25 protein-coding genes and 1 other RNA gene are annotated in these 26,886 nt (G+C 55.7%); 10 read left to right on the forward strand and 16 right to left on the reverse strand.

The window, feature by feature from the left end; translation table 11 throughout:
* The 3 genes from ubiH to OTG14_RS18685 are packed head-to-tail and all read right to left on the reverse strand — an operon-like array spanning position 1 to position 3,099.
* On the reverse strand, positions 1-1,179 hold the full coding sequence (gene ubiH, locus OTG14_RS18675) for a 2-octaprenyl-6-methoxyphenyl hydroxylase (protein ID WP_090418590.1): 1,179 nt from the start codon (positions 1,177-1,179) through the stop codon (positions 1-3).
* Positions 1,176-2,489: a Xaa-Pro aminopeptidase gene (gene pepP / locus OTG14_RS18680; RefSeq protein WP_090418935.1), complete on the reverse strand. Its 1,314-nt coding sequence runs from the start codon at positions 2,487-2,489 to the stop codon at positions 1,176-1,178. Before pepP ends, ubiH begins: the two co-directional genes overlap by 4 nt.
* A 31-nt stretch (positions 2,490-2,520) precedes the next feature.
* Positions 2,521-3,099 carry a YecA/YgfB family protein gene (locus OTG14_RS18685; RefSeq protein WP_024906571.1) on the reverse strand — a complete coding sequence of 193 codons (579 nt, stop codon included), beginning with the start codon at positions 3,097-3,099 and terminating at the stop codon, positions 2,521-2,523.
* A 168-nt stretch (positions 3,100-3,267) separates the two neighbouring features.
* On the opposite strand from OTG14_RS18685, the gene zapA reads away from it, so the two are divergent.
* The 3 genes from zapA (at position 3,268) to OTG14_RS18700 (ending at position 4,443) form a co-directional block, all read left to right on the forward strand.
* On the forward strand, positions 3,268-3,597 hold the full coding sequence (gene zapA / locus OTG14_RS18690) for a cell division protein ZapA (RefSeq protein ID WP_006811891.1): 330 nt from the start codon (positions 3,268-3,270) through the stop codon (positions 3,595-3,597).
* Between the two features lie 41 nt (positions 3,598-3,638).
* A non-coding RNA gene (gene ssrS, locus OTG14_RS18695) (6S RNA) lies at positions 3,639-3,822 on the forward strand.
* A gap of 24 nt (positions 3,823-3,846) precedes the next feature.
* Entirely contained in the window at positions 3,847-4,443 is a 597-nt protein-coding gene (locus OTG14_RS18700) for a 5-formyltetrahydrofolate cyclo-ligase (RefSeq protein ID WP_048991659.1), read from the forward strand.
* Positions 4,444-4,547: 104 nt separating this feature from the next.
* Here the strand turns inward: OTG14_RS18700 and serA are convergent, their stop codons facing one another.
* Entirely contained in the window at positions 4,548-5,780 is a 1,233-nt protein-coding gene (serA, locus tag OTG14_RS18705) for a phosphoglycerate dehydrogenase (RefSeq protein WP_048991660.1), read from the reverse strand.
* Positions 5,781-6,046: 266 nt separating this feature from the next.
* Positions 6,047-6,706, reverse strand: coding sequence for a ribose-5-phosphate isomerase RpiA (rpiA, locus tag OTG14_RS18710; RefSeq protein WP_048991661.1), 660 nt, complete (start codon positions 6,704-6,706; stop codon positions 6,047-6,049).
* Positions 6,707-6,833: 127 nt separating this feature from the next.
* Between rpiA and argP the strand changes: the two genes are divergently transcribed.
* Complete coding sequence (argP, locus tag OTG14_RS18715; RefSeq protein WP_267215582.1) at positions 6,834-7,727, forward strand: DNA-binding transcriptional regulator ArgP; 894 nt, start codon at positions 6,834-6,836, stop codon at positions 7,725-7,727.
* A gap of 42 nt (positions 7,728-7,769) precedes the next feature.
* On the opposite strand, the gene OTG14_RS18720 is transcribed toward argP, so the two are convergent.
* From OTG14_RS18720 to tkt, 7 genes are all read right to left on the reverse strand, one after another.
* Complete coding sequence (locus tag OTG14_RS18720; RefSeq protein ID WP_267215583.1) at positions 7,770-8,501, reverse strand: oxidative stress defense protein; 732 nt, start codon at positions 8,499-8,501, stop codon at positions 7,770-7,772.
* 91 nt (positions 8,502-8,592) lie between these two features.
* Entirely contained in the window at positions 8,593-9,228 is a 636-nt protein-coding gene (gene argO / locus OTG14_RS18725; RefSeq protein WP_021242063.1) for an arginine exporter ArgO, read from the reverse strand.
* 145 nt (positions 9,229-9,373) lie between these two features.
* Positions 9,374-10,228 carry a small-conductance mechanosensitive channel MscS gene (locus OTG14_RS18730; protein ID WP_023309115.1) on the reverse strand — a complete coding sequence of 285 codons (855 nt, stop codon included), beginning with the start codon at positions 10,226-10,228 and terminating at the stop codon, positions 9,374-9,376.
* 186 nt (positions 10,229-10,414) lie between these two features.
* Positions 10,415-11,494, reverse strand: a complete 1,080-nt coding sequence (fbaA, locus tag OTG14_RS18735) for a class II fructose-bisphosphate aldolase (protein WP_008499731.1) — start codon at positions 11,492-11,494, stop codon at positions 10,415-10,417.
* Positions 11,495-11,586: 92 nt separating this feature from the next.
* The gene (gene pgk, locus OTG14_RS18740; RefSeq protein WP_267215584.1) at positions 11,587-12,750 is read right to left on the reverse strand and encodes a phosphoglycerate kinase; all 1,164 of its coding nucleotides are present in this window, start codon (positions 12,748-12,750) and stop codon (positions 11,587-11,589) included.
* A 49-nt stretch (positions 12,751-12,799) separates the two neighbouring features.
* Positions 12,800-13,819: an erythrose-4-phosphate dehydrogenase gene (gene epd, locus OTG14_RS18745; protein ID WP_023333324.1), complete on the reverse strand. Its 1,020-nt coding sequence runs from the start codon at positions 13,817-13,819 to the stop codon at positions 12,800-12,802.
* A 341-nt stretch (positions 13,820-14,160) separates the two neighbouring features.
* Complete coding sequence (tkt, locus tag OTG14_RS18750; RefSeq protein WP_032650139.1) at positions 14,161-16,152, reverse strand: transketolase; 1,992 nt, start codon at positions 16,150-16,152, stop codon at positions 14,161-14,163.
* 272 nt (positions 16,153-16,424) lie between these two features.
* Here tkt and loiP point away from each other — a divergent pair, with 272 nt between their 5' ends.
* Together loiP and OTG14_RS18760 are read left to right on the forward strand one after the other, a co-directional pair.
* Positions 16,425-17,183: a metalloprotease LoiP gene (loiP, locus tag OTG14_RS18755; protein ID WP_021242066.1), complete on the forward strand. Its 759-nt coding sequence runs from the start codon at positions 16,425-16,427 to the stop codon at positions 17,181-17,183.
* Positions 17,184-17,393: 210 nt separating this feature from the next.
* Positions 17,394-18,662, forward strand: coding sequence for an OprD family outer membrane porin (locus tag OTG14_RS18760; protein ID WP_024906562.1), 1,269 nt, complete (start codon positions 17,394-17,396; stop codon positions 18,660-18,662).
* Positions 18,663-18,713: 51 nt separating this feature from the next.
* On the opposite strand, the gene speB is transcribed toward OTG14_RS18760, so the two are convergent.
* From speB to OTG14_RS23850, 4 genes are all read right to left on the reverse strand, one after another.
* Positions 18,714-19,634, reverse strand: a complete 921-nt coding sequence (speB, locus tag OTG14_RS18765; RefSeq protein WP_008499737.1) for an agmatinase — start codon at positions 19,632-19,634, stop codon at positions 18,714-18,716.
* 210 nt (positions 19,635-19,844) lie between these two features.
* Entirely contained in the window at positions 19,845-21,821 is a 1,977-nt protein-coding gene (gene speA, locus OTG14_RS18770; protein WP_024906561.1) for a biosynthetic arginine decarboxylase, read from the reverse strand.
* A gap of 8 nt (positions 21,822-21,829) precedes the next feature.
* On the reverse strand, positions 21,830-21,961 hold the full coding sequence (gene yqgB, locus OTG14_RS18775; RefSeq protein WP_127312443.1) for an acid stress response protein YqgB: 132 nt from the start codon (positions 21,959-21,961) through the stop codon (positions 21,830-21,832).
* Between the two features lie 94 nt (positions 21,962-22,055).
* Positions 22,056-22,199 carry a hypothetical protein gene (locus OTG14_RS23850; RefSeq protein ID WP_425340246.1) on the reverse strand — a complete coding sequence of 48 codons (144 nt, stop codon included), beginning with the start codon at positions 22,197-22,199 and terminating at the stop codon, positions 22,056-22,058.
* A 425-nt stretch (positions 22,200-22,624) separates the two neighbouring features.
* Here OTG14_RS23850 and metK point away from each other — a divergent pair, with 425 nt between their 5' ends.
* From metK to endA, 4 genes are all read left to right on the forward strand, one after another.
* Positions 22,625-23,779, forward strand: coding sequence for a methionine adenosyltransferase (metK, locus tag OTG14_RS18780; RefSeq protein WP_010435443.1), 1,155 nt, complete (start codon positions 22,625-22,627; stop codon positions 23,777-23,779).
* A gap of 335 nt (positions 23,780-24,114) precedes the next feature.
* Entirely contained in the window at positions 24,115-25,512 is a 1,398-nt protein-coding gene (galP, locus tag OTG14_RS18785) for a galactose/proton symporter (protein ID WP_157189703.1), read from the forward strand.
* A 58-nt stretch (positions 25,513-25,570) separates the two neighbouring features.
* Complete coding sequence (locus OTG14_RS18790; protein WP_032650144.1) at positions 25,571-26,068, forward strand: SprT family zinc-dependent metalloprotease; 498 nt, start codon at positions 25,571-25,573, stop codon at positions 26,066-26,068.
* A gap of 94 nt (positions 26,069-26,162) precedes the next feature.
* On the forward strand, positions 26,163-26,870 hold the full coding sequence (gene endA, locus OTG14_RS18795; protein ID WP_023333343.1) for a deoxyribonuclease I: 708 nt from the start codon (positions 26,163-26,165) through the stop codon (positions 26,868-26,870).
* The last annotated feature ends 16 nt before the right edge of the window (positions 26,871-26,886 follow it).

Genomic DNA, 26,886 nt, shown 5'->3' on the forward strand with positions numbered 1-26,886 from the left:
TTAACGCGCGACCCAACCCAGGGTCCGCTGCGCCAGCACGTCACGTGCCGGAATGAATAGTTCCATCGCCATAAGCCCGAGGTTGCGGCCCACAACCAGCGGTGCCCAGCGATTGGCAAAAAGATGGACCAGACCATCGGTCACACCGATGGTGGCCTCTTTATCCGCCTTGCGGCGCTTCTGGTAATGGCTAAGCACTGAATACGCCCCACAGTCTTTTTGCTCACCCCATGCCTGCGCCAGTGATTCGGCCAGGCTCATGACGTCGCGTAAGCCCAGGTTAAAGCCTTGCCCCGCGATGGGATGCAGCGTCTGCGCGGCGTTACCGACAAGCGCCAGACGATGAGAGATGGACTGAGACGCCGTAGTCAGCGCAAGCGGATAGACCGCCCGCTGGCCGGCATGGGTGATACGCCCCAGCCGCCAGCCAAAGGCTTTTTGCAGCTCGGTACAAAAACGTTCGTCTGACCAGGCCTTCACCTCTTCAGCCTTATCCTGCGAATGACACCACACCAGGGAACAGCGCCCGTCCGACATCGGCAGCATCGCCAGCGGACCATGCTGCGTAAAGCGCTCAAACGCCCTGCCGTCGTGGTCAGCTGCGGTAGCGACGTTCGCAATGACCGCCACCTGGCCGTAAGGCTGCTGGCGCCACTTCACGCCACACTGGGCGCCGAGCGACGAGCGCGAACCGTCCGCGGCGACCAGAAGCTGGCCTTCAAGGACGGTGCCGTTTTCCAGCGTCACGCTAACCGACGCCTCACTACGGCTCACGCTGGCCACACGCGCCGGACAATGCAGCGTAACGCCCGGCGCGTCCTGAAGCAGGCGGAACAGACGCAATCCGACGTCATGCAGCTCAACAACCTGCCCAAGAGCATCAATACGATAATCCTGCGCGTCCAGGGTGACAAAGCCAGCATGGCCGCGATCGCTGACGTGAACGGTTTTAATTGCCGTGGCGCAGTCGGCAATGGCCTGCCAGATGCCAATGCGGGAAAGCTGCTGGCAGGTGCCCTGCGCGAGCGCAATGGCGCGGGCATCAAAACCGGGGTGGTTGGACGCCTCTGGCGCAACGGCTTCCACCAGGTGCACCGCAAGCTGGCCTTTCGTCAAATGTGAAATGGCCAGCGCCAGCGTGGCCCCGGTCATGCCGCCGCCAACGATAATCACGCTCATGCGCGTGCCGCTGCCATCAGCGCCTCAATATCGTCAGCGTTTTTCACGACACTCGCGGTCAGATTTTCGTTACCGGTTTCGGTAATCACGATGTCGTCTTCAATACGAATGCCAATCCCGCGGTACTCTTCAGGCACGTCGGCATCCGGCGCGATATACAGACCCGGCTCCACGGTTAACACCATGCCCGGCTCCAGCACGCGCGAACGGTCGGTGCCGTATGCGCCAACGTCATGCACGTCCAGCCCCAGCCAGTGGCTTAGGCCGTGCATGAAATACGGTCGATGCGCATTTTCAGCAATCAGGGTGTCGACATCCCCTTTCAGGATCCCGAGCCTGACCAGACCGGTAATCATGATGCGCACCACTTCACCGGTCACTTCCTGCATGGAGGTTCCGGGACGATACAGCCTGAGCGCCGTCTCAAGGGATTCGAGAACGATGTCGTAAATCGCGCGCTGTGCCGGCGAGAATTTACCGTTCACCGGGAAGGTTCGGGTGATATCCCCCGCGTAGCCCTGATATTCGCAACCGGCGTCAATCAGCACCAGATCGCCGTCGCGCAGCGCGCTTTCGTTTTCGGTGTAGTGCAGAATGCAGCCGTTTTCCCCGCCGCCAACGATGGTGTTGTAGGAAGGATAACGTGCGCCGTGACGGTTAAATTCGTGGTGAATTTCGCCTTCCAGCTGGTATTCGAACATCCCGGGACGGCATTTCTCCATCGCGCGGGTGTGCGCCAGCGCGCTGATTTCGCCCGCACGACGCATCAAATTCAGCTCTTCTTCAGACTTGAACAGGCGCATCTCATGCACCACCGGACGCCAGTCCGTCAGCGTGGCCGGTGCGGACAGGTTCTGCCGCGAGCCTTTGCGCAGCTTATCCAGCGCGGTGAAGACAATCTCATCGGCGTACGCATATTCGCCCTGCGCGTGATAGAGCACGTCGAGGCCGTTAAGCAGCTGATAGAGCTGCTGGTTGATTTCGCTAAACGCCAGCGCGCGGTCAACGCCCAGCTTTTCCGGTGCGGCCTCTTGCCCTAAGCGGCGGCCAAACCAGATTTCGGCCGTCAGATCGCGCACGCGGTTGAAAATCACGCTGTGGTTGTGGGTGTCATTGCTCTTAATCAGCACCAGTACCGCTTCCGGCTCGTTAAAGCCGGTGAAGTACCAGAAGTCGCTGCTCTGGCGATAGGGATATTCGCTGTCGGCGCTGCGCGTCACTTCGGGCGCAGCAAAAATCAGCGCGGCGCTGCCCGGCTGCATTGTTGCCAGCAGCGCCTGACGGCGGCGCGAATACTCTTGACTTGAGATAACCATGACACCCTCCTGTGCGTTATTTTTCTTAATGTAAGGTTGGCTTGCGGACTTCCGGCGCGGTCGGCTGTGAGCGCGTGAAGTTGTCGTGGCACAGCAGTGCCGCCACGCGCACGTACTCGATGATCTCTTCAAGCGACATTTCCAGCTCTTCCTGGTCTTCGTCTTCATCGTAGCCAAGCTGGGCGATGTTACGCAGGTCGTCGATCGCTTCACCCGCTTCGCCGGTGACTTTATCCAGTTTAGGCTGCGTCACGCCCAGCCCCAGCAGATAGTGGTTTACCCAGCCGGCCAGCGCATCGGCGCGATCGAACACGCTGACGTCGTCGCCTTCAGGCAGATAAAGCTGAAAAAGGAAGCCATCGTCTTCCAGCGAATCACTGATGGCGGCATGCATTTTACGCAGCGCTTCCGCCAGCTCGTGACCAAACGCCAGCCCTTCATTCGTGAGGTCGTGGATCAGCGGCTGCCATGAGCTGTCGCTGTTTCCGCCGCACAGCATGCCACTGATCAGACCGTGCATTTCGGCAGGGGTTAAACCGACACCCTGCTGGTTCAGTAACTGGTTTAAATCCTTGTAACCAGGCATTTCGTTCTGTATAGACATGAGCATTCGTCGTCAAAGGGGGGAAGTTTCATGATATGCTACCACTTTGGACCCTGGTGATACCAGAAAAGGGCTTGTATCTTCACATCAGGGTAGCTATAGTGTCGCCCCTTCGCAGCCCCCGGGGCAGTAAGCGAAGGCAGCGCAGTCAATCAGCAGGAAGGTGGCATGTCTGCACAACCCGTCGATCTCCAGATTTTTGGCCGTTCACTGCGAGTGAATTGTCCGCCTGAACAAAGGGATGCTTTGAATCAGGCAGCGGACGATTTGAATCAGCGGTTGCAAGATCTAAAAGAACGCACTAGAGTCACAAATACTGAGCAGCTGGTTTTCATCGCCGCGTTGAACATCAGCTATGAACTGACTCAGGAAAAAGCGAAGACCCGCGACTACGCGGCAAGCATGGAGCAGCGCATTAAAATGCTCCAGCAGACCATAGAACAGGCATTGCTTGATCAAGGTCGCAATCCCGAAAGACCGGGACCCAAGTTTGAATAACACTTCTCAGTTGACTATGGTAGAGTAACTGTGAAGACAAAATTTCTCTGAGATGTTCGCAAGCGGGCCAGTCCCCTGAGCCGATATTTCATACCACAAGAATGTGGCGCTCCATGGTTGGTGAGCATGCTCGGTCCGTCCGAGAAGCCTTAAAACTATGACGACACATTCACCTTGAACCAAGGGTTCAAGGGTTACAGCCTGCGGCGGCATCTCGGAGATTCCCTCTCTTTTCTTCTACCGACTACCATGACTCAATTCCCTGAAGTTTCGGCTTCACGCCAGGACATCCGTCAGCTCATTCGTCAGCGCCGCCGTGCGTTAACCGCCGATCAGCAAGCGCATTTTGCCCAGCAGGCCGCCGCCCGTATGATGGCATATCCCCCTGTCGTGATGGCGCATACCGTTGCGCTGTTTCTGTCATTTGATGGAGAGCTGGACACCCAACCGCTGATAGAGCAGCTCTGGCGCGCCGGGAAGAAAGTCTACCTGCCGGTGCTGCACCCGTTTAGCGACGGTAATCTGCTGTTTCTGCACTACCACCCGCACAGCGAGCTGGTGGTGAATCGCCTGAAAATCACCGAGCCGAAACTCGACGTGCGCGACGTGCTCCCGCTGTCACAGCTGGATGTACTGATTACGCCGCTGGTCGCGTTTGATGAACAGGGCCAGCGTTTAGGGATGGGCGGCGGTTTTTATGACAGGACGCTGCAAAACTGGCAGCAGTACGGGGTGCAGCCGGTGGGTTACGCGCATGATTGTCAGGGCGTGGAGGCGTTGCCGGTGGAGAAGTGGGATGTGCCGTTGCCGGCGGTAGTGACGCCATCGAAGTTGTGGGAGTGGTGAAACAGGCAGCCTGATGCCCTCACCCCAGCCCTCTCCCACAGAGAGAGGGTGAAAACATGAAAAACGGTAACTATCGTTACCGTTTTGCATTTACCTCGCACCCATCAGTACAGCAGACGCGCGCGAATCGTCCCCGCTATAGACTTCATGCTCAGCAACGCTTTCTCGGCAACATCGTCATCCGCTTCGATATCAATGACCACGTAACCCATCTGCGAATTCGTTTGCAGATACTGCGCGGCAATGTTGACGCCCTGCTCGGCAAAGATCTGGTTGATCGCGGTCAGCACGCCCGGACGGTTTTCGTGGATGTGCAGCAGACGACGACCACCGTGCAGCGGCAGAGACACTTCCGGGAAGTTCACGGCAGAGAGCGTAGAACCATTGTCGGAGTATTTGCTCAGCTTACCCGCCACTTCCAGACCGATATTCTCCTGCGCTTCCTGGGTCGAACCGCCGATGTGTGGCGTCAGGATCACGTTGTCGAACTCGCACAGCGGAGAGGTAAACGGATCGCTGTTGGTGGCTGGCTCGGTCGGGAACACGTCGATGGCCGCGCCCGCCAGATGCTTACGCTTCAGCGCATCCGCCAGTGCCGGGATATCGACAACCGTGCCGCGCGCGGCGTTGATCAGCAGTGAGCCTGGCTTCATCAGCGCCAGCTCTTCCGCACCCATCATGTTTTTGGTGGACGCATTTTCCGGCACGTGGAGGCTCACCACGTCGCTCATGTTCAGCAGGTCAGAGAGGTGTTGAACCTGGGTGGCGTTACCCAGCGGCAGCTTGCTTTCGATATCGTAGAAAAACACGTGCATACCCAGGGATTCCGCCAGAATACCGAGCTGCGTACCGATGTGGCCGTAGCCGATGATCCCCAGCTTTTTACCACGCGCTTCATAGGAGCCAGACGCCAGCTTGTTCCACACGCCGCGGTGCGCCTTGGCGTTCGCTTCAGGAATGCCGCGCAGCAGCAGCAGCAGTTCGCCAATCACCAGCTCCGCCACGGAACGGGTATTGGAGAACGGGGCGTTGAAGACGGGAATACCGCGTTTGGCAGCAGCATTCAGGTCAACCTGGTTGGTACCGATGCAGAAGCAGCCGATAGCCACCAGCTTTTCCGCCGCAGCAATAACGTCTTCAGTCAGGTGAGTACGGGATCGCAGGCCAATGAAGTGGGCATCACGGATGGACGCTTTCAGCTCTTCGGTATCGAGCGCCCCTTTGTGAAATTCGATGTTGGTGTAACCTGCCGCACGAAGGCTATCGATTGCTTTTTGATGCACGCCCTCGACCAGCAGGAATTTAATCTTGTCTTTCTCCAGTGATACCTTTGCCATTTACCCGACCCTGTTTTTGTCTGAACTGATGTTGTGCTGGATATGAATCCGCTGTAGCCAACATATCAAAAAAAACTATTGCAGCAATATGAACGTTTGCGTCGGCACTCTGAAGAAAAGTCATACAGAGCAAAATGTCAGAGGAAAATGCTATGGAAATTTACAAACGCGGCAGGATCGGCAAAAGAGGCTCAAAAACGTGACACAAGTCACCGAATTTAGCTTTTCAAAAATTTTTTAGCGGGGGGAGGACTCCCCCCGTCAGATCATTTTACGATGGTTTTCACGCCGTCAGCGGTGCCGATCAGTGCCACATCCGCGCCACGGTTGGCGAATAGCCCTACGGTCACTACGCCTGGGATAGCGTTGATGGCATTTTCCAGCGCAATCGCGTCGAGAATTTCCAGACCGTGAACGTCGAGGATCACGTTACCGTTGTCGGTGACTACGCCCTGACGATATTCCGGACGACCGCCCATCTTCACCAGCTGACGGGCAACCGCGCTGCGCGCCATCGGGATCACTTCGACCGGCAGCGGGAAATTGCCCAGAATGTCGACCTGCTTGGAGGCGTCTGCGATGCAGATAAACTTGTCCGCAACGGAGGCGATGATTTTTTCGCGCGTCAGCGCCGCGCCGCCGCCTTTGATCATCTGCATGTGGCCGTTGATTTCATCCGCGCCATCAACGTAAATCCCCAGACGATCCACTTCGTTGAGATCGAAAACGGTAATGCCGAGGCTTTTCAGCTTTTCCGTGGAAGCATCAGAGCTGGAAACCGCGCCCTCGATCTGCCCCTTCATCGTGCCCAGCGCATCGATAAAGTGTGCCGCGGTTGATCCCGTACCGACACCGACAATGGTACCCGGCTGTACGTACTGGAGAGCGGCCCATCCTACTGCTTTTTTCAGTTCATCCTGCGTCATGATCGTTTTGCCTGTGGTATGAAAACTCAGGGCGCATTATAGAACACGTCGAATGGAATTCGTCTGCCACAAAGGGAAAATTGTGTCATAGTGCAGAATAAGCAAAATTAAGGAGCCAGCCAGAGCAATGAAACGTCCGGACTACAGAACACTACAGGCACTTGATGCAGTTATTCGTGAACGAGGTTTTGAGCGCGCGGCGCAAAAGCTTTGCATCACGCAGTCCGCCGTATCACAGCGTATCAAACAGCTTGAAAACATGTTCGGTCAGCCGCTGCTGGTGCGTACCGTGCCGCCACGGCCAACCGAGCAGGGACAAAAGCTCCTCGCCCTGCTGCGCCAGGTTGAACTGCTGGAAGACGAGTGGCTGGGTGACGAACAAACGGGCTCTACGCCGCTGCTGCTCTCTCTGGCGGTCAACGCCGACAGTCTGGCGACCTGGCTGCTGCCGGCCCTGGCGCCGGTATTAGCTGACTCCCCTATCCGCCTGAATTTGCAGGTTGAAGATGAAACCCGTACCCAGGAGCGCCTGCGTCGCGGTGAAGTGGTTGGGGCGGTTAGTATCCAGCCTCAGGCGTTGCCAAGCTGCCTTGTCGATCAGTTGGGCGCCCTGGACTACCTGTTCGTGGGTTCAAAATCCTTTGCCGAGCGCTACTTCCCCAACGGGGTGACCCGTGCGGCGCTGCTGAAAGCCCCTGCCGTGGCGTTCGACCATCTGGACGATATGCATCAGGCGTTCCTGCAGCAAAACTTCGATCTGCCGCCGGGCAGCGTGCCTTGCCATATCGTTAACTCATCTGAAGCCTTCGTGCAGCTTGCGCGTCAGGGCACCACCTGCTGCATGATCCCGCATCTGCAGATTGAGAAAGAATTGAAAAGCGGTGAGCTGATTGACTTAACGCCGGGGCTGTATCAGCGTCGGATGCTCTACTGGCACCGTTTTGCGCCGGAAAGCCGGATGATGCGCAACGTCACTGACGCGCTGCTGGCGTACGGGCACAAGGTGTTGAGACAGAATTAAAAAATAAGCCGGGTGGCGGCTTCGCCTTACCCGGCCTACAGATTACTGAGCCGGTTTCGGCTGTGCTGCAACGGGTTCCAGCTGGAAGACCACATCCACCTGATCGTCGAACTGAATGGTTGGCTGCTCGTAAGTTTCCTGAGCGGACACCGGGGCTGCATCAGCCTTCATCATCCGTACCATCGGGCTTGGCTGGTAGTTAGAGACGTGGTAACGCACGCTGTAAACCGGGCCGAGCTTGCTCTTAAAGCCAGAAGCCAACTGTTCCGCCCGGTGAATGGCATCATCAATCGCCGCTTTACGCGCTTCGTCTTTGTATTTCTCCGGTTGCGCAACGCCCAGCGACACGGAACGAATTTCGTTCAGACCCGCCTTCAACGCACCGTCCAGCAGCGAGTTAAGCTTATCCAGCTGACGCACGGTCACTTCAACGGTACGCACGGCGCGGTAGCCTTTCAGGATGCTTTTACCATTCTGATAGTCGTAATCGGGTTGAGTACGCAGGTTCGCGGAGTTGATATCTTTTTTGCCGACACCGTTCTGCTCGAGGAAAGAAAGGTATTGCGCAACACGATCGTCAGCCTGCTTCTTGGCAGATGCCGCATCTTTCGCAGCCACATTGACTTCAATTGCCAGGGTTGCAACATCGGGTACCGCGTCCACGCTTGCGGTGCCAGAAGTGACGATGTGCGGGCCATCCGGCAGTTCACTTGCCTGCGCCGACACCGCACCAAAACTTACTAATGCCGCCAGGGCCATCACCTTAAACTTCACTGTTATTCCTCCATGTTGCGAAGAGTGCCCATTAACAGGGCGCATGCCAGCAAGCTTAGCGGGTCTTGTTCAGTTGTCCATAAGACAAGGATTAGTTGAACAATTCCTGAACGTGGTGAATCCCCTCTTTTGCCAGCTGAAAGGCAATAAACCACATCACCAGCCCCACCAGGGTATTAATGATGCGCTGGGCTTTGGCCGTACGCAGACGGGGTGCCAGCCATGCCGCCAGAATGGCGAGACCGAAGAACCACAGGAAAGAGGCGCTGACCGTACCGAGCGCGAACCAGCGTTTCGGTTCAACGTCCAGTTGACCGCCCAGGCTACCCAGCACGACGAAGGTGTCGAGATAAACATGGGGGTTTAGCCAGGTCACCGCCAGCATGGTGACGATAATCTTCCAGCGGCCTTGCTTCATGACCTCCGCGCTCGCCAGCTCGAGGTTGCTGCTCATCGCCGTTTTCAGCGCGCCGAATCCGTACCAGAGCAGAAACGCCACGCCGCCCCAGGTGACCAGTGCCAGCAGCCACGGAGACTGCATCAGCAGCGCGCTGCCGCCAAAAATCCCGGCACAGATCAGCAGTAAATCGCTTACCGCGCACAGCAGGGCAATCATCAGATGGTACTGGCGGCGGATGCCCTGATTCATCACGAACGCATTTTGCGGGCCGAGGGGAAGGATCATGGCTGCACCTAAGGCAAGTCCTTGAAAATAATAAGATAGCATGACGATTTTCTCGCAGTGTTGTTCTGGAAGCCGACTATACTGCGCGAATTACATAAGAGGAAATGGATAATATTAATTGGGTATTAGCGGAGCTTATGAAAGTAAAGCCCGGTGGCGCTAGCGCTTACCGGGCCTACGGGTGACGTTATTCTGCTTCTTTGACTTTTTTGACGTTTACGTCCATCTGCGGATACGGGAAGCTGATGCCGTTGGCGTCGAAGTCGCGCTTAATGCGTTCCAGCACGTCCCAGTACACGTTTTGCAGATCGCTGCTTTTGCTCCAGATACGCACCACAAAGTTAATGGAGGAAGCGCCGAGTTCATTCAGGCGAACCGTCTGCTCTTTGTCTTTCAGGATACGATCGTCTGAAGCAATGATGTTGGTAATCAGCGACTTCACCTGATCGATGTCGGAGTCGTATGCCACGCTGATAATCAGCTCATTACGACGCACCGGTTCACGGGAGAAGTTAATGATGTTGCCCGCGATGATTTTCCCGTTCGGCACGACCACGATGCGGCCATCGACGGTACGCATGGTCGTTGAGAAAATCTGCACCTGCAGCACGGTCCCGGCAATGCCACCAAGGTCAACATATTCGCCGGAGCGGAACGGACGGAAGGTGACCAGCAAAACGCCTGCCGCCAGGTTTGAAAGCGAGCCCTGCAGCGCCAGACCAATGGCCAGACCGGCGGCACCGAGAACGGCAATGACGGAGGCGGTCTGCACGCCCACACGGCCCAGCGCCGCAATCAGCGTAAAGGCGATAATGCCGTAGCGCACCAGTGCGGAGAGGAAGTCAGCTACCGTGGCGTCAATGTGACGGGCCAGCATTACGCGGTTAACCGCATTCGATACGATACGCGCCACGATCATCCCGACGATGATGATGGCAATCGCCGCGACGATGTTCACGGCATAGCTCAGCAGCAGCGCCTGGTTACGCACCAGCCAGTTACCGGCGTTATTGATGCTGTCTACAACATCGAGTTGTTCCATTTATTCTTCCTTTTGTTAAACCAAAACACAAAATCCATCCCCCATGGAGACAGGCAGGTCCGTAAAGGGTAAACAAAAAGCGCAAGTATTGCCAAACAGATCACAAAAACCGGTCCGGCAGGGTATTGAAAAAGCATAAAAAAAGGCCCGCATTTGCGGGCCTTCTGATGCTGTTAGCAGCTCAAATTACAGAACGTCGATCGCGTTCAGTTCTTTGAAAGCCTGCTCCAGACGGGTCACCATGGACGTCTGGGCAGCGCGCAGCCATACGCGTGGATCGTAGTATTTCTTGTTCGGCTGGTCTTCGCCTTTCGGGTTACCCAGCTGGCCCTGCAGGTAAGCTTCGTTCGCTTTGTAGTACTGCAGGATACCGTCCCATGTTGCCCACTGGGTGTCGGTATCGATGTTCATTTTCACTACGCCGTAGCTTACGGAGTCTTTGATTTCCTGAGCAGAAGAACCGGAACCGCCGTGGAAGACGAAGTTCAGGCTGTTGTGCGGCAGGTTGTGTTTCTTGGAAACATATTCCTGAGAATCACGCAGGATGGTCGGGGTCAGAACCACGTTACCTGGTTTGTAAACGCCGTGTACGTTACCGAAGGACGCTGCAATGGTGAAGCGTGGGCTGATTTTGCTCAGCTCGGTGTAAGCGTAATCAACGTCTTCTGGCTGGGTGTACAGTGCAGAAGCGTCCATGTGGCTGTTGTCCACGCCGTCTTCTTCACCGCCGGTGCAACCCAGTTCGATTTCCAGGGTCATGTCCATTTTGGCCATGCGCGCCAGGTATTTGGAGCAGATTTCGATGTTTTCGTGCAGTGACTCTTCAGACAGGTCGATCATGTGAGAAGAGAACAGTGGCTTACCGGTTGCCGCGAAGTGTTTTTCACCCGCGTCTAGCAGACCGTCGATCCACGGCAGCAGTTTCTTCGCGCAGTGGTCAGTGTGCAGGATAACTGGAACACCGTAGTGTTCGGCCATCTGGTGTACGTGGTGCGCACCAGAGATAGCACCCAGGATTGCAGCCCCCTGAGGAATGTCAGTTTTCACGCCTTTACCTGCGATGAACGCAGCGCCGCCGTTAGAGAACTGAACGATAACTGGAGCTTTAACTTTAGCAGCAGTTTCCAGTACGGCGTTGATGGAGTCGGTACCCACGCAGTTAACTGCTGGCAGAGCGAAGTTGTTTTCTTTAGCTACCTGGAACACTTTCTGTACGTCATCACCAGTGATAACGCCAGGTTTTACGAAATCAAAAATTTTAGACATGTTGCTTAGTCCTGTATCTTCGGCCGTTAGAAAAGGTGCGAGCTCTTAAAAGCGCGCTGAAAATTGGGCAGGTTTCCCTGCCCTTGAATGGCTTACTTCTTAGCGCGCTCTTCGAGCATTGCTACTGCTGGCAGTACTTTGCCTTCCACGAATTCGAGGAATGCGCCGCCACCAGTGGAGATGTAGGAGATCTTGTCAGCGATACCGAACAGGTCGATTGCTGCCAGGGTGTCACCACCGCCTGCGATAGAGAACGCTTCGCTGTCTGCGATAGCCTTAGCAACGATTTCAGTCCCTTTGCGGAAGTTCGGGAATTCGAACACACCCACCGGACCGTTCCACAGGATAGTTTTTGCGTTTTTGAGGATTTCAGCCAGTTTCTGTGCAGAAACGTCGCCCAGGTCCAAAATCTGCTCTTCATCTTTGATGTCGTTTACAGACTTCAGAGTCGCGGTTGCGGTTTCGGAGAACTCGGTCGCGACGCGAACGTCAGTTGGAACCGGGATATCGCAGGTGCTCAGCAGGCGTTTGGCTTCGTCAACCAGGTCTGCTTCGTACAGGGATTTACCCACGTTGTGGCCCTGAGCGGCAACGAAGGTGTTCGCGATACCACCGCCAACGATCAGCTGGTCAGCGATTTTAGACAGAGAATCCAGAACGGTCAGTTTGGTAGAAACTTTAGAACCACCAACGATAGCCACCATTGGACGAGCAGGTTCTTTCAGTGCTTTACCCAGCGCTTCCAGTTCGTCAGCCAGCAGAGGACCGGCACACGCTACGTCTGCGAATTTACCGATACCGTGGGTTGACGCCTGCGCGCGGTGAGCCGTACCGAAGGCATCCATCACGAATACGTCGCACAGTGCAGCATATTTTTTGGACAGGGTTTCGTCGTCTTTCTTTTCGCCTTTGTTGAAGCGAACGTTTTCCAGAACAACCAGTTCACCGGCTGCAACGTCAACGCCGTCCAGGTAATCTTTCACCAGGCGAACCGGGTTGGACAGTTTGTCTTTCAGGTAATTAACCACTGGCAGCAGAGAGAACTCTTCGTTGTACTCGCCTTCAGTTGGACGACCCAGGTGGGAGGTGACCATCACTTTCGCGCCCTGCTTCAGAGCCAGTTCGATGGTTGGCAGAGATGCACGGATACGCGCGTCGCTGGTCACTTTGCCATCTTTAACCGGTACGTTCAGATCGGCACGGATGAAAACGCGTTTACCAGCCAGATCCAGATCGGTCATCTTAATTACAGACATGGTGAATCCTCTCGTTGATTCTTAAAGTTTTGCAGACGCACGATGCGCCTTACCTGAAACCTTGAGCGGCCATTGCTAACGTGGTGTCGAGCATTCGGTTAGCAAAGCCCCATTCGTTATCACACCAGACCAGCGTCTTGATAAGGTGTGCACCACTAACCCTCGTTTGCGTGCCATCAACGATGGCGCTGTGCGGGTCGTGGTTAAAATCTACTGAGACCAACGGTAATTCCGTATAGTCAACTATACCATGAAATGCCCCCTGTGCCGCTTTTTGCAGCAACAGGTTGACTTCACAGGCTTTTACCGGTTTTTTCACCGTCACGCTGAGGTCGATTGCAGTGACGTTAATCGTTGGAACACGCACGGCAATCGCTTCAAACCGGTCATTAAACTGCGGAAAAATTCGGGTGATCCCTGCCGCCAGTTTCGTATCCACCGGAATGATTGACTGGCTCGCCGCGCGAGTGCGTCGTAAATCCGGATGGTAGGCGTCGATAACCTGCTGATCGTGCATGGCGGAGTGAATCGTGGTCACGGTGCCGGATTCAATGCCATACGCATCGTCTAACAGTTTGATGACCGGAATAATGCAGTTGGTGGTACAGGAGGCGTTGGAAACAATGCGGTGTTCGGCCTGCAGCTCATGCTGGTTGACGCCAAACACGACGGTCGCGTCGAGGTCGTTACTGCCGGGATGAGAAAACAGGACTTTTTTCGCGCCGGCAGCCAGATGCGCTTCGCCATGCTCGCGATTGCCGTAGACACCGGTACAGTCAAGCACCACATCCACACCCAGTTCACGCCAGGGTAGCCCGGAGATGCTGTTCTCATGCAGCACACGAATAGCGTCATCACCCACAAAGAGCTGATCTCTTTCCTGGCGCACATCCCAGGCAAAGCGTCCGTGGCTGGTGTCGTATTTCAACAAATGCGCCATGCCCGTAGCATCCGCCAGTTCATTGATTGCCACCACGGTTATTTCCGCCCGACGTCCGGATTCATACAAAGCACGAACCACATTACGTCCGATGCGACCGAAGCCATTAATCGCTACGCGTACGGTCATAGATCTCCTGCAAAGCAATCCCTGAGTTTGAGGTGGCTGAAAGAGTAATCCAGCTACGCCCGAAGGGGAATCCTTGCTGTCACAAACTGCGATTGATTGGTCAATTGTCGAACATTTAATCGACTGAAACGCTTCAGCAAGAATAAGCGAATCGGGGAATAAAAGGAATGTCTGTCCAGATGAATAAGCGAGCTATATGACTTGCGTCACATTTTAGGTGGAATAATTTACGGCGAGGTAAAAGCAAAACGGTAACCGAGAGGTTACCGTTTTTAGTGTTTGCACCCTCTCCCGGTGGGAGAGGGCTGGGGTGAGGGCATCAGCCCGCACCGTACAAACGATTACAGCAGTTCTTTCGCTTTCGCGACAACGTTCTCAACGGTGAAGCCGAATTCTTCGAACAGCTGCTCTGCCGGAGCAGACTCACCGAAGGTGGTCATACCGACGATAGCGCCGTTCAGGCCCACGTATTTGAACCAGTAGTCAGCGATACCCGCTTCCACTGCCACGCGAGCGGAGACCGCTTTAGGCAGCACGGATTCACGGTAAGCGGCATCCTGCTTGTCGAACGCGTCGGTAGACGGCATGGAAACCACGCGCGCCTTCACGCCTTCGGCAGTCAGTTTTTCCCACGCTGCCACAGCCAGTTCAACTTCAGAACCGGTGGCGATGAAGATCAGCTCTGGCTGGCCCGCGCTATCTTTCAGCACGTAACCACCGCGAGCGATGTTCGCCAACTGCTCAGGGGTACGCTCCTGCTGCGCCAGGTTCTGACGGGAGAGGATCAGCGCGGTTGGACCGTCCTGACGCTCAACGCCGTATTTCCACGCTACCGCGGATTCAACCTGGTCACACGGACGCCATGTGCTCATGTTCGGGGTCACGCGCAGGGAAGCCACCTGCTCTACCGGCTGGTGAGTTGGACCGTCTTCGCCCAGACCGATGGAGTCGTGGGTGTAGACCATCACCTGACGCTGTTTCATCAGCGCGGCCATACGCACGGCGTTACGTGCATATTCAACGAACATCAGGAATGTAGAGGTGTACGGCAGGAAACCACCGTGCAGAGAGATACCGTTGGCAATCGCAGTCATACCGAATTCACGTACACCGTAATGGATGTAGTTACCGGCAGTGTCTTCGTTGATTGGCTTAGAACCGGACCACAGGGTCAGGTTAGATGGTGCCAGGTCAGCGGAGCCGCCGAGGAATTCAGGCAGCAGAGGACCAAACGCTTCAATCGCATTCTGAGACGCTTTACGGCTCGCGATTTTAGACGGGTTCGCCTGCAGCTTAGCGATGAACTCGTTCGCTTTCGCGTCGAAGTCAGACGGCATGTCGCCTTTCATACGACGGGTGAATTCAGCCGCTTCCTGCGGGAACGCTTTCGCGTAAGCAGCGAACTTCTCGTTCCAGGCCGCTTCTTTCGCCTGGCCCACTTCTTTTGCATCCCACTGAGCGTAGATCTCAGATGGGATTTCGAATGCAGGGTGTTTCCAGCCCAGCGCTTCGCGGGTCAGTGCGATTTCCGCGTCGCCCAGCGGCGCGCCGTGGGAGTCGTGCGTACCCGCTTTGTTCGGCGAACCGAAGCCGATGATGGTTTTGCACATCAGCAGGGACGGCTTGTCCGTCACCGCGCGCGCTTCTTCTACTGCACGTTTAATCGAGTCAGCATCGTGGCCATCAACGCCACGCACAACGTGCCAGCCGTAGGCTTCGAAACGTTTAGCGGTGTCGTCGGTGAACCAGCCTTCAACGTGACCGTCGATGGAGATACCGTTGTCGTCATAGAACGCAACCAGTTTGCCCAGCTTCAGGGTACCTGCCAGGGAGCACACTTCGTGAGAAATGCCTTCCATCATGCAGCCGTCGCCCATGAACGCATAGGTGAAGTGGTCAACGATGTCGTGACCAGGACGGTTGAACTGCGCCGCCAGCGTCTTCTCAGCAATCGCCATACCCACAGCGTTAGCAATACCCTGACCCAGCGGACCGGTGGTGGTTTCTACGCCAGCGGTGTAGCCCACTTCCGGGTGACCTGGAGTTTTAGAGTGCAGCTGACGGAAGTTTTTCAGCTCTTCAATTGGCAGATCGTAGCCGGTGAGGTGCAGCAGGCTATAGATCAGCATAGAGCCGTGGCCGTTAGACAGTACGAAACGGTCGCGGTCAGCCCATGACGGGTTCTGCGGGTTGTGGTTCAGGAAATCGCGCCACAGGACTTCGGCGATATCAGCCATACCCATAGGGGCCCCTGGGTGGCCGGATTTGGCTTTCTGTACTGCGTCCATGCTCAGCGCACGAATAGCATTAGCAAGCTCTTTACGTGAGGACATTTTAACTCCAGATCGGACTGTTAAAGGCCATGCCCTTGACGACAGCGCGTTTTGGGCTACGCCGGAAAAAAGTGCCAACAATGTAACCCAAGCCGCAAGTCATGTACATGGAGCATTCTTTTGCTTGTTAAGAAATCTCTGGATCATGCTCGCATGTTGCGCAATCTGCTCGCCCGGCTCTGTCGATATTCCTTATACTTAGCCCGACACCGGCTTCGCTGACGGTGCACTTTTCGGATTTTATTCAGATTAACGAGTACGGAAGCAACCTCATGAAAATGCGTGCAATAGTGCTGGCCCTGGGTACAACGCTCCTGCTGAGCGGCTGTCAGAATATGGATTCTAACGGTCTGATGACGTCAGGCGCAGAGGCCTTTCAGGCCTATTCCCTGAGCGATGCGCAGGTGAAAGCGCTGAGCGACCAGGCCTGTAAAGATATGGACGGAAAAGCCACGCTTGCGCCGGCTAACAGTACCTACACGCAGCGTCTGAATAAGATTGCTTCTGCGCTGGGCGACAACATCAACGGCCAGCCGGTGAACTACAAGGTGTACATGGCGAAAGACGTGAACGCCTTCGCGATGGCGAACGGCTGCATCCGCGTCTATAGCGGGCTGATGGACATGATGACCGACAACGAAGTGGAAGCGGTCATCGGCCATGAAATGGGCCACGTTGCCCTGGGCCACGTGAAGAAAGGGATGCAGGTTGCTTTAGGCACTAACGCCATCCGCGCTGCGGCGGCCTCAGCGGGCGGTATCGTTGGCAGCCTGTCGCAGTCGCAGCTTGGCGACGTGGGTGAAAAGCTGGTTAACTCCCAGTTCTCCCAGCGTCAGGAGTCCGAAGCGGATGATTACTCCTACGATCTGTTGCGCAAACGCGGCATTAATCCATCAGGTTTAGCCACCAGCTTTGAAAAACTGGCCAAACTGGAAGCGGGACGTCAAAGCTCCATGTTTGACGATCACCCAGCCTCAGAAGAGCGCGCACAGCATATTCGCGACCGTATGGCCGCAGACGGAATTAAATAATTTTACCGGGAGGCATATTTGCCTCCCTTTTATTTCGCATGAATTGTTAACTTAACAGCACGTATCGATAACACCCCTGCAAGCCCCGCCAAATCTACCCTGCCACATTGAAACACCTGGTCACATAATTATTGCAAAGGTCACTTTTTCCGGTAATTATCACTTCCGCAGTTATTCAAATTAATATATCCAGACAGAGACGTTCCCTCCGTGAAAAAAGAATTATCATTAATTGCTTTAAGTTTATTTGCCGCATTACCTGCCGCTGCAAGCCAGCAATCCGACAGTCAGGGTTTTATTGACGACAGCCATCTGGATCTGTTTTTACGCAATGCCTATATCAGCCGCGACTACCATCAGGGCCAGCAGGACAAAGCCGAATGGGGTCAGGGGATCATCGCCACGTTTGCATCCGGCTATACCGAAGGGCTGGTGGGCTTTGGTGTGGACGGAATTGCTCAATACGGCGTGCGCCTGGACGGCGGCCGGGGCAAAAGCGGCGCAGGCGGCATCGACTTCTTTAAACAGGAAGATGATGGCCGGGCAAAATCCGATCTGGCAAAGTTTGGCGCTACCGCCAAAATGCGCATATCGAACACCGTGCTGAGCTACGGGAATCAGCGTCCTGAGCTGCCCATCGTCAATGCCGACAGCTCCCGCCTGCTGTTTGAAAGCTACACCGGCACCATGCTCACCTCGAAAGAGATCGACGGTCTGGAAATCAACGCCGGTTACTTCACCGACGAGCAGCGTAAAAGCGATGACCGCCACGACAGCGGGCTGAAGAGCCTCTCCTTCGGCGGCGCAAGCTACCAGTTCAACGACCAGTTCAGCGGCGCGCTTTACGCCTCTCATAATGAAGAGGTGATGAACAAGCAGTATCTGGGTCTGAACTTCAAACAGCCGTTTAGCACCGGGCAGCAGCTGGTGCTCGACTTCAACGGCTATAACTCCCGTCTGGACCAGGGTTACGCTGACAGCATCGACACGGGCCGCAGCAACGCTATATGGAGCCTGGCGGCGAGCTACATCTGGGATATTCACACGTTCAAAGTGGCCTACCAGCAGAGCAGCGGCAGCACCGGCTACAACTATGGCGGCTATCGCGACCAGGGCGGCGTGGGTGACGGCGGTAACACCATCTGGCTGGCGAACTCCTACTGGTCTGATTTTAACGGCGAAGATGAACGTTCCTGGCAGGCATCCTACGGTCTGGACTTTGGCGGCCTTGGTTTACCGGGCCTGAGCTGGACCACCGCCTACGTGCGCGGCGATAACATCAAAACCGCTGAAACCAGCAACGGTAAAGAGCACGAGTGGTTTAACCAGATCCAGTACCAGGTGCAGGATGGCCCGGCGAAGGATCTGAAACTGAAACTGCGCTACTCCGTGCTGCGCGTCTCAAGCAACGCCAGCGACTATAACGTGGGCGGGGACGAAATCCGCGCTTACGTGGAATACCCGTTTAACGTGTTCTAAAGGCAATAAAAAACCTCTCCATGGAGAGGTTTTTTTCACGCCAGGAGAGGCTTATTCGCCTTTTTTAGCAGCCTGGATGTAGAGCATTTCCAGTGCCAGGGTCGCTGCGGCCAGCGCAGTGATTTCGGACTGGTCATACGCAGGCGCCACTTCCACCACGTCCATCCCGACAATGTTCAGATCCTTCAGGCCGCGTACCAGCTTGATGGCGCGGTCTGAGGTCAGGCCGCCGATCACCGGCGTACCGGTACCCGGTGCAAATGCCGGATCCAGGCAGTCGATGTCGAAGGTCAGATACACAGGCATATCACCCACGATCTGCTTCACCTGCGCGAGAATGTCATCCACGCCGCGATCGTTAACCTGGCCCGCATCCAGCACGGTGAAACCGTTGTCCTTGTCGAACTCGGTGCGAATACCGATCTGCACGGAGTGGTTCGGGTCGATCAGACCTTCGTTCGGCGCGGTGAAGAACATGGTGCCGTGGTCAAACTCACAGCCGTTCGCGTAGGTGTCGGTATGCGCATCAAAGTGTACCAGCGCCATTTTACCGAAGTGCTTGGCATGGGCGCGCAGCAGCGGCAGGGTCACGAAGTGGTCGCCGCCGAAGGAGAGCATGCGCTTACCGGCAGCCAGCAGCTTCTCGGCGTGCGCCTGCAGCTTTTCGCTCATCTCACGCGCGTCACCAAAGGCATACACCAGGTCACCGCAGTCCACCACGTTCAGGCGCTCGCGCATGTCGAAGTTCCACGGGAAGCGGTTATGCTCCCAGGCCAGGTTAGTGGAAACCTGACGAATCGCCGCCGGGCCGTGACGACCACCCGCACGGCCAGATGTTGCCATATCGAACGGCACGCCGGTGATCACCCAGTCCGCATCGCTGTCGTACGGCTGGAAGTTCATTGGAAGGCGTAAAAAACCAAACGCGTTAGATACCAGAGAGTTATCGTACTGATGACCTAAAGTGCTCATGTCCTGACCTCTTTTAAAGTCGATACATTAAAAACAGATGAAAAAAAATCCCCTCCGCGTCGTTAAACCCGACGAGGAAGGGATTGATTCGTAAATCGCTTATTGGGGCGAATTATCGCCGGTAATGCATACGGGTTCAAGTGAGTATAGGGCATTGTGCGGACTGATGCCCTCACCCCGCCCCTCTCCCACAGGGAGAGGGAGGTTTTCCTACTCGTCTTCCAGGTAGGTGTACCCGTACAGACCCGCTTCAAACTCTTCCAGGAACTGCTGCTGCAGCGCATCGTCCAGCCCGGTGTTTTTCACCTGGTCGCGGAACTGCGTCAGCAGGGTTTTCGGATCCAGCTGAACGTATTCCAGCATGTCCGCCACGGTATCCCCTTCGTCAGACAGCTCAACTTCCACGCTGCCGTCAGGGAAGACAAACACGTCAACCGCCTCGGTATCACCGAACAGGTTGTGCATGTTGCCGAGGATCTCCTGATACGCGCCGACCATAAAGAAGCCCAGCATCGGCGGGTTTTCCGGGTCGTACTCCGGCATTGGCATCGTCGTTGCGATACCGTCGCCGTCAACGTAGTGGTCGATAGCACCGTCGGAGTCACAGGTGATGTCCAGCAGCACCGCGCGACGTTCCGGGGCGTGGTTCAGCCCTTCCAGCGGCAGAACCGGGAACAGCTGGTCGATACCCCAGGCATCCGGCATTGACTGGAACAGCGAGAAGTTGACGTAAATCTTATCCGCCATACGCTCCTGCAGCTCGTCGATAATCGGACGGTGCGCGCGGTTGCTCGGGTCGAGCTGTTTCTGCACTTCATGGCACATGTTCAGATAGAGCTGCTCCGCCCACGCGCGCTCCTGCAGGCTGAAGGTGCCTGAGGAATACCCCACGTGGATGTCATGCAGGTCCATCTGGCTGTCGTGCAGCCATTCGCGCAGGGAACGACGCGTGCCCGGCTCGTGCATTTCCTGCCAGGTTTCCCACATGCTTTGCAGGGAGCGCGGGGCATCGTCTGCCGGAGGCGTCGCTTCGGTGATTTCGCTACGCTCAACGCCGATGATGTTAGAGACCAGCACCGTATGGTGCGCGGTGACCGCGCGGCCGGATTCGGTGATTACCGTCGGGTGCGGCAGGCCGTTCTCTTCACAGGCATCGCCGATCGCCCAGATGATATTGTTCGCGTATTCGTTCAGGCCGTAGTTCACGGAGCAGTCCGACTGCGAGCGGGTCCCTTCGTAGTCCACGCCCAGGCCGCCGCCCACGTCGAAGCACTGAATGTTCACGCCAAGCTTGTGCAGCTCAACGTAGAACCGCGCGGATTCACGCACGCCGGTGGCGATGTCGCGAATGTTGGCCATCTGCGAGCCGAGGTGGAAGTGCAGCAGCTGAATGCTGTCGAGACGACCGCGCTCGCGCAGGATTTCCACCAGCTGCAGCACCTGGTTCGCCGCCAGGCCGAACTTGGATTTTTCGCCGCCGGAGGACTGCCATTTACCGGAACCCTGTGACGCCAGACGCGCACGCACGCCAAGGCGTGGCACCACGTTCAGACGCTCGGCCTCTTCCAGCACGATGGCGATTTCGGTCATCTTTTCGATAACCAGATAGACCTTGTGGCCCATCTTCTCGCCAATCAGTGCCAGACGAATGTATTCACGGTCTTTATAGCCGTTACAGACGATCACCGAACGGGTCATGCCCGCATGCGCCAGAACCGCCATCAGCTCCGCTTTGGAGCCAGCCTCCAGCCCCAGCGGCTCGCCGGAGTGGATCAGGGATTCAATCACGCGGCGGTGCTGGTTTACCTTGATTGGGTAAACCAGGAAGTAGTCGCCTTTATAGCCGTAGGACTCACGCGCGCGCTTGAAGGCGGCGTTAATAGAACGCAGGCGATGTTGCAGGATCTGCGGGAAGCAGAACAGTGCAGGCAAACGCTGGCCCTGAGCTTCACGGGCTTTCACCAGTTTAGCAAGGTCCACGCGCGCTTCAGGGACGTCGGGATCCGGGCAGACGCTGATGTGGCCCAGTTCGTTGACGTCGTAGTAGTTATTGCCCCACCAGGCAATATTGTAAGTGCGCAGCATCTTGCTGGCTTCCTCGGAGCTCATCGCAACCTCCTGCATAGAACGTAGTACACCCTGTTCGCCCGCTGACGAAGGCGAAAAAGAAGACATGTCGTCAGACATAGCGAACCTCAACTCTTTGTATTAAGTGTAAAACAGTTGACTACTATCGCAGCGTTATACGGCGATAACAACCCATAAACGGCTCCGTTTCCCAGCAGAGTATGCTGAAATCCAGACCGTGCGACCGGTTTCTTATTCATATCATTGTAAAACACGTATCCGAACTCTGTATGACAAGGTTCGGCGAAACCACGAGAAAACTCTTGTATTAACAAGAGCGCCCTTGTTCAGTTTTCACAAAGCGTGACCGGCCCTGGAATCCTGAGAAGCGCCGAGATGGGTATAACATCGGCAGGTTTGCAGACTAGAAATGCGGGTTGCGGGAATCAAATACGCGCCAGAACGGCTGCGCTGAGTTAGCGGAAAACGATGGTTCATTATCTCGTATCACCTCCACGGCCGCCTCTGCTGAAACGGACCCCAAGCCAAAGCTAAAAGTTCACTGCTTAACCCGGCTGGAAGTGGCGACACGATGAGTTCATCGAGCGCTTATTTTATATGAGCCGCGCGCCGCGTTTTATACCGAGAAGGGGGCTAAAAAGCAAAACAAAAATGCGCGTGTTGCCGGGGCCGTCAGGAATTATTGCCAGCAGCAATTTCAACTGAGTGAGAGGTTAGTCAAAAAAAACTGGAAATCGGGCGAAGAAGTGACCTAAAATAGCCATCCAGATGTTAATCCATCTATACTGATTAACACTCATACTGCCAGTGTCAAAAACCTGCAGGCCTTGGTAGAATTATCTCCTTTGGCTATTCCACACAGCAGCTTGAGCTAACCAAATTCCTCTTAGGTGAAATAAAACATGGCAAAACACCTGTTTACGTCCGAGTCCGTATCAGAAGGACATCCTGATAAAATTGCTGACCAAATCTCCGATGCGGTGCTGGATGCGATCCTGGCGCAGGATCCAAAAGCGCGTGTAGCGTGTGAAACCTATGTCAAAACCGGCATGGTTCTGGTTGGCGGTGAGATTACCACCAGCGCATGGGTTGATATCGAAGAGATCACCCGTAACACGGTGCGTGAGATCGGCTATGTGCATTCTGATATGGGCTTTGATGCCAACTCCTGCGCGGTACTGAGCGCGATTGGCAAACAGTCTCCAGACATCAACCAGGGCGTTGACCGTGCCGATCCGCTGGAACAGGGCGCGGGCGACCAGGGTCTGATGTTCGGCTATGCAACCAACGAAACCGACGTGCTGATGCCAGCACCGGTCACCTACGCACACCGTCTGGTGCAGCGTCAGGCTGAAGTTCGTAAAAACGGCACCCTGCCGTGGCTGCGCCCGGATGCGAAAAGCCAGGTCACTTTCCAGTACGACGACGGCAAAATCGTCGGTATTGACGCGGTGGTTCTGTCTACCCAGCACTCCGAAGATATCGATCAGAAATCCCTGCAGGAAGCGGTGATGGAAGAGATCATCAAGCCGGTTCTGCCGACCGAATGGCTGAGCTCTGCGACCAAATTCTTCATCAACCCAACCGGACGCTTCGTTATCGGCGGCCCAATGGGTGACTGCGGTCTGACCGGTCGTAAAATCATCGTTGATACCTACGGCGGCATGGCGCGTCACGGTGGCGGTGCGTTCTCCGGTAAAGATCCGTCTAAAGTTGACCGTTCTGCGGCGTACGCGGCACGTTATGTGGCAAAAAACATCGTTGCCGCCGGCCTGGCTGACCGCTGTGAGATCCAGGTTTCCTACGCTATCGGCGTGGCTGAACCAACCTCCATCATGGTTGAAACCTTCGGTACTGAAAAAGTGCCTTCAGAACAGCTGACGCTGCTGGTGCGCGAGTTCTTCGACCTGCGTCCATACGGCCTGATTCAGATGCTGGATCTGCTGCACCCAATCTACAAAGAAACCGCGGCATACGGTCACTTTGGTCGTGAACATTTCCCATGGGAAAAAACCGACAAAGCCGCCCTGCTGCGTGAAGCTGCCGGTCTGAAGTAATCGACTGACATCGCTTTTAAAAGGCCAGCCTTCGGGCTGGCCTTTTTTTATGTTTGAAACCGATTACACCATGCCGAATATATCCCGCTTTCAGAATAATCTCTTTGCCTGATCGCCTTTCTTCTGCTGTTACATTTCATTTCAGTTAAGTCCGAAATTCTAACAAACGCGATGCGCATCACCTCGTTTACCTCTATATTTTCAAAGCTTTAATTATTTTTACGGTTCCACGTTAGTGTAACCGATTACACCTATGTGATTAACCTCACATATTTTTACGAGTTGCTCACCTACCCTTTACATCAATAAAACTGATAACCCAACTGGAGGGCATAATGCCTGACAATAAAAAACAGGGGCGTACGTCCAACAAGGCGATGACATTCTTCGTCTGTTTCCTCGCCGCCCTGGCAGGATTACTTTTTGGCCTGGATATCGGCGTGATTGCCGGTGCATTACCTTTCATCACTGACGAGTTCCAGATTAGCGCTCACACCCAGGAATGGGTGGTCAGCTCCATGATGTTTGGCGCTGCCGTTGGGGCCGTCGGCAGCGGCTGGCTCTCCTTCAAGCTCGGGCGTAAAAAGAGCCTGATGATCGGCGCGATCCTGTTCGTTGCCGGTTCACTCTTCTCTGCCGCAGCGCCTAACGTTGAGGTTCTGCTGGTTTCACGCGTGCTGCTCGGCCTTGCCGTGGGCGTGGCGTCCTATACCGCCCCGCTCTACCTGTCTGAAATCGCGCCGGAGAAAATCCGCGGCAGTATGATTTCGATGTACCAGCTCATGATCACCATCGGTATCCTGGGCGCGTACCTTTCCGATACCGCGTTTAGCTACAGCGGCTCATGGCGCTGGATGCTCGGCGTGATCATCATCCCGGCCATCCTGCTGCTGATTGGCGTCTTCTTCCTGCCGGACAGCCCGCGCTGGTTCGCTGCAAAACGTCGATTCCACGATGCTGAACGCGTGCTGCTTCGCCTGCGCGATACCAGCGCGGAGGCAAAAAACGAGCTGGAAGAGATCCGCGAAAGCCTGAAGGTCAAACAGTCCGGCTGGGCGCTGTTTAAAGAGAACAGCAACTTCCGCCGCGCGGTGTTCCTTGGCGTGCTGCTGCAGGTCATGCAGCAGTTCACCGGGATGAACGTCATCATGTACTACGCGCCAAAAATCTTTGAGCTGGCGGGTTATACCAACACCACCGAGCAGATGTGGGGGACCGTCATCGTGGGTCTGACCAACGTGCTGGCGACCTTTATCGCCATCGGTCTGGTGGATCGCTGGGGACGTAAGCCAACCCTGACGCTGGGCTTCCTGGTGATGGCGGCCGGTATGGGCGTCCTCGGTACCATGATGCATGTGGGCATTCACTCCCCAACCGCCCAGTACTTTGCGGTAGGCATGCTGCTGATGTTTATCGTCGGGTTTGCGATGAGCGCCGGTCCGCTGATTTGGGTGCTGTGCTCGGAGATCCAGCCGCTGAAAGGGCGTGATTTTGGTATCACCTGCTCTACCGCAACAAACTGGGTTGCCAACATGATCGTCGGCGCAACGTTCCTGACCATGCTCAATACCCTGGGCAACGCGAACACCTTCTGGGTCTACGCCGGTCTGAACATCTTCTTTATTGTGCTGACCATCTGGCTGGTTCCAGAAACCAAACACGTTTCGCTGGAACATATTGAACGTAACCTGATGAAAGGTCGTCCTCTGCGCGAAATCGGCGCTCACGACTAATTATCTTGCGGGAGGCGCCTCTTGCGCCTCCCCGCTTCGCGCTTTATGCTCTGCCCCTATGAAAGCACCCCGTCTCCCCATCGCCATTCAGCAGGCCGTTATGCGCAGCCTGCGGGAAAAACTCGCCCAGGCGAACCTGAAGCTCGGTCGCAATTATCCTGAACCCAAACTCGTCTACCAGCAGCGTGGAACCTCGGCCGGTACCGCCTGGCTCGAGTCGTATGAGATCCGCCTTAACCCGGTGCTGATGATGGAAAACCAGCAGGCGTTTATCGAGGAAGTGGTACCGCACGAGCTGGCACATCTGCTGGTGTGGAAACACTTTGGCCGCGTCGCGCCGCATGGAAAAGAGTGGAAGTGGATGATGGAGGCAGTGCTCGGCGTTCCGGCACGCCGTACCCATCAGTTCGAGCTGGAATCGGTGCGCCGCAATACCTTCCCCTACCGCTGCCAGTGTCAGCAGCACCAGCTTACCGTCCGTCGCCATAATCGCGTGGTGCGTGGCGAGGCGACCTACCGCTGCGTCAAATGCGGCGAGCCGCTGGTTGCGGAATAATCATCTGAACTTTCAGGAACTTTCCTGATCTGACTGATTGCATACAGGAACAACATTCGTTACGTTGCGGGCTCGTTTTGACACGGAGTGTAAGATGTCCCGTAATTTTTCTCTCGCGGTCGCCTTTCTGACGACGGCGCTCTCAGGCCATGCTCTGGCCGACGGTATCAACAGTTTTTCCCAGGCCAAGGCCGCAGGCGTGAAGGTGAACGCCGACGTGCCGGGCGATTTCTACTGCGGCTGTAAAATTAACTGGCAGGGTAAAAAAGGGGTCGTTGACCTTGAGTCCTGCGGCTACAAGGTGCGTAAAAACGAAAACCGCGCCAGCCGTATTGAATGGGAGCATGTCGTTCCGGCCTGGCAGTTTGGCCACCAGCGCCAGTGCTGGCAGGATGGCGGACGTAAAAACTGCGCCAAAGATCCGGTGTATCGCCAGATGGAAAGCGATATGCATAACCTGCAGCCTGCCGTGGGTGAAGTGAACGGCGACCGGGGTAATTTCATGTACAGCCAGTGGAACGGTGGCGAAGGCCAGTACGGCCAGTGCGGTATGAAGGTTGATTTTAAAGAGAAAGTCGCCGAGCCCCCTGCCCGCGCGCGCGGCAGCATTGCCCGCACCTACTTCTATATGCGCGACCGTTACGACCTCAACCTTTCCCGCCAGCAGACGCAGCTGTTCAACGCCTGGGACAAGCAGTACCCGGTGACGGAGTGGGAATGCCAGCGCGACGAACGTATCGCCAGAGTCCAGGGGAATCACAACCCTTACGTCCAGCGGGCTTGCCAGGCGCAAAAGAGCTAACCTACACTACGGCAAT

Origin of the sequence: Enterobacter pseudoroggenkampii (genome assembly GCF_026420145.1) — a bacterium.
GTDB lineage: Bacteria > Pseudomonadota > Gammaproteobacteria > Enterobacterales > Enterobacteriaceae > Enterobacter > Enterobacter pseudoroggenkampii.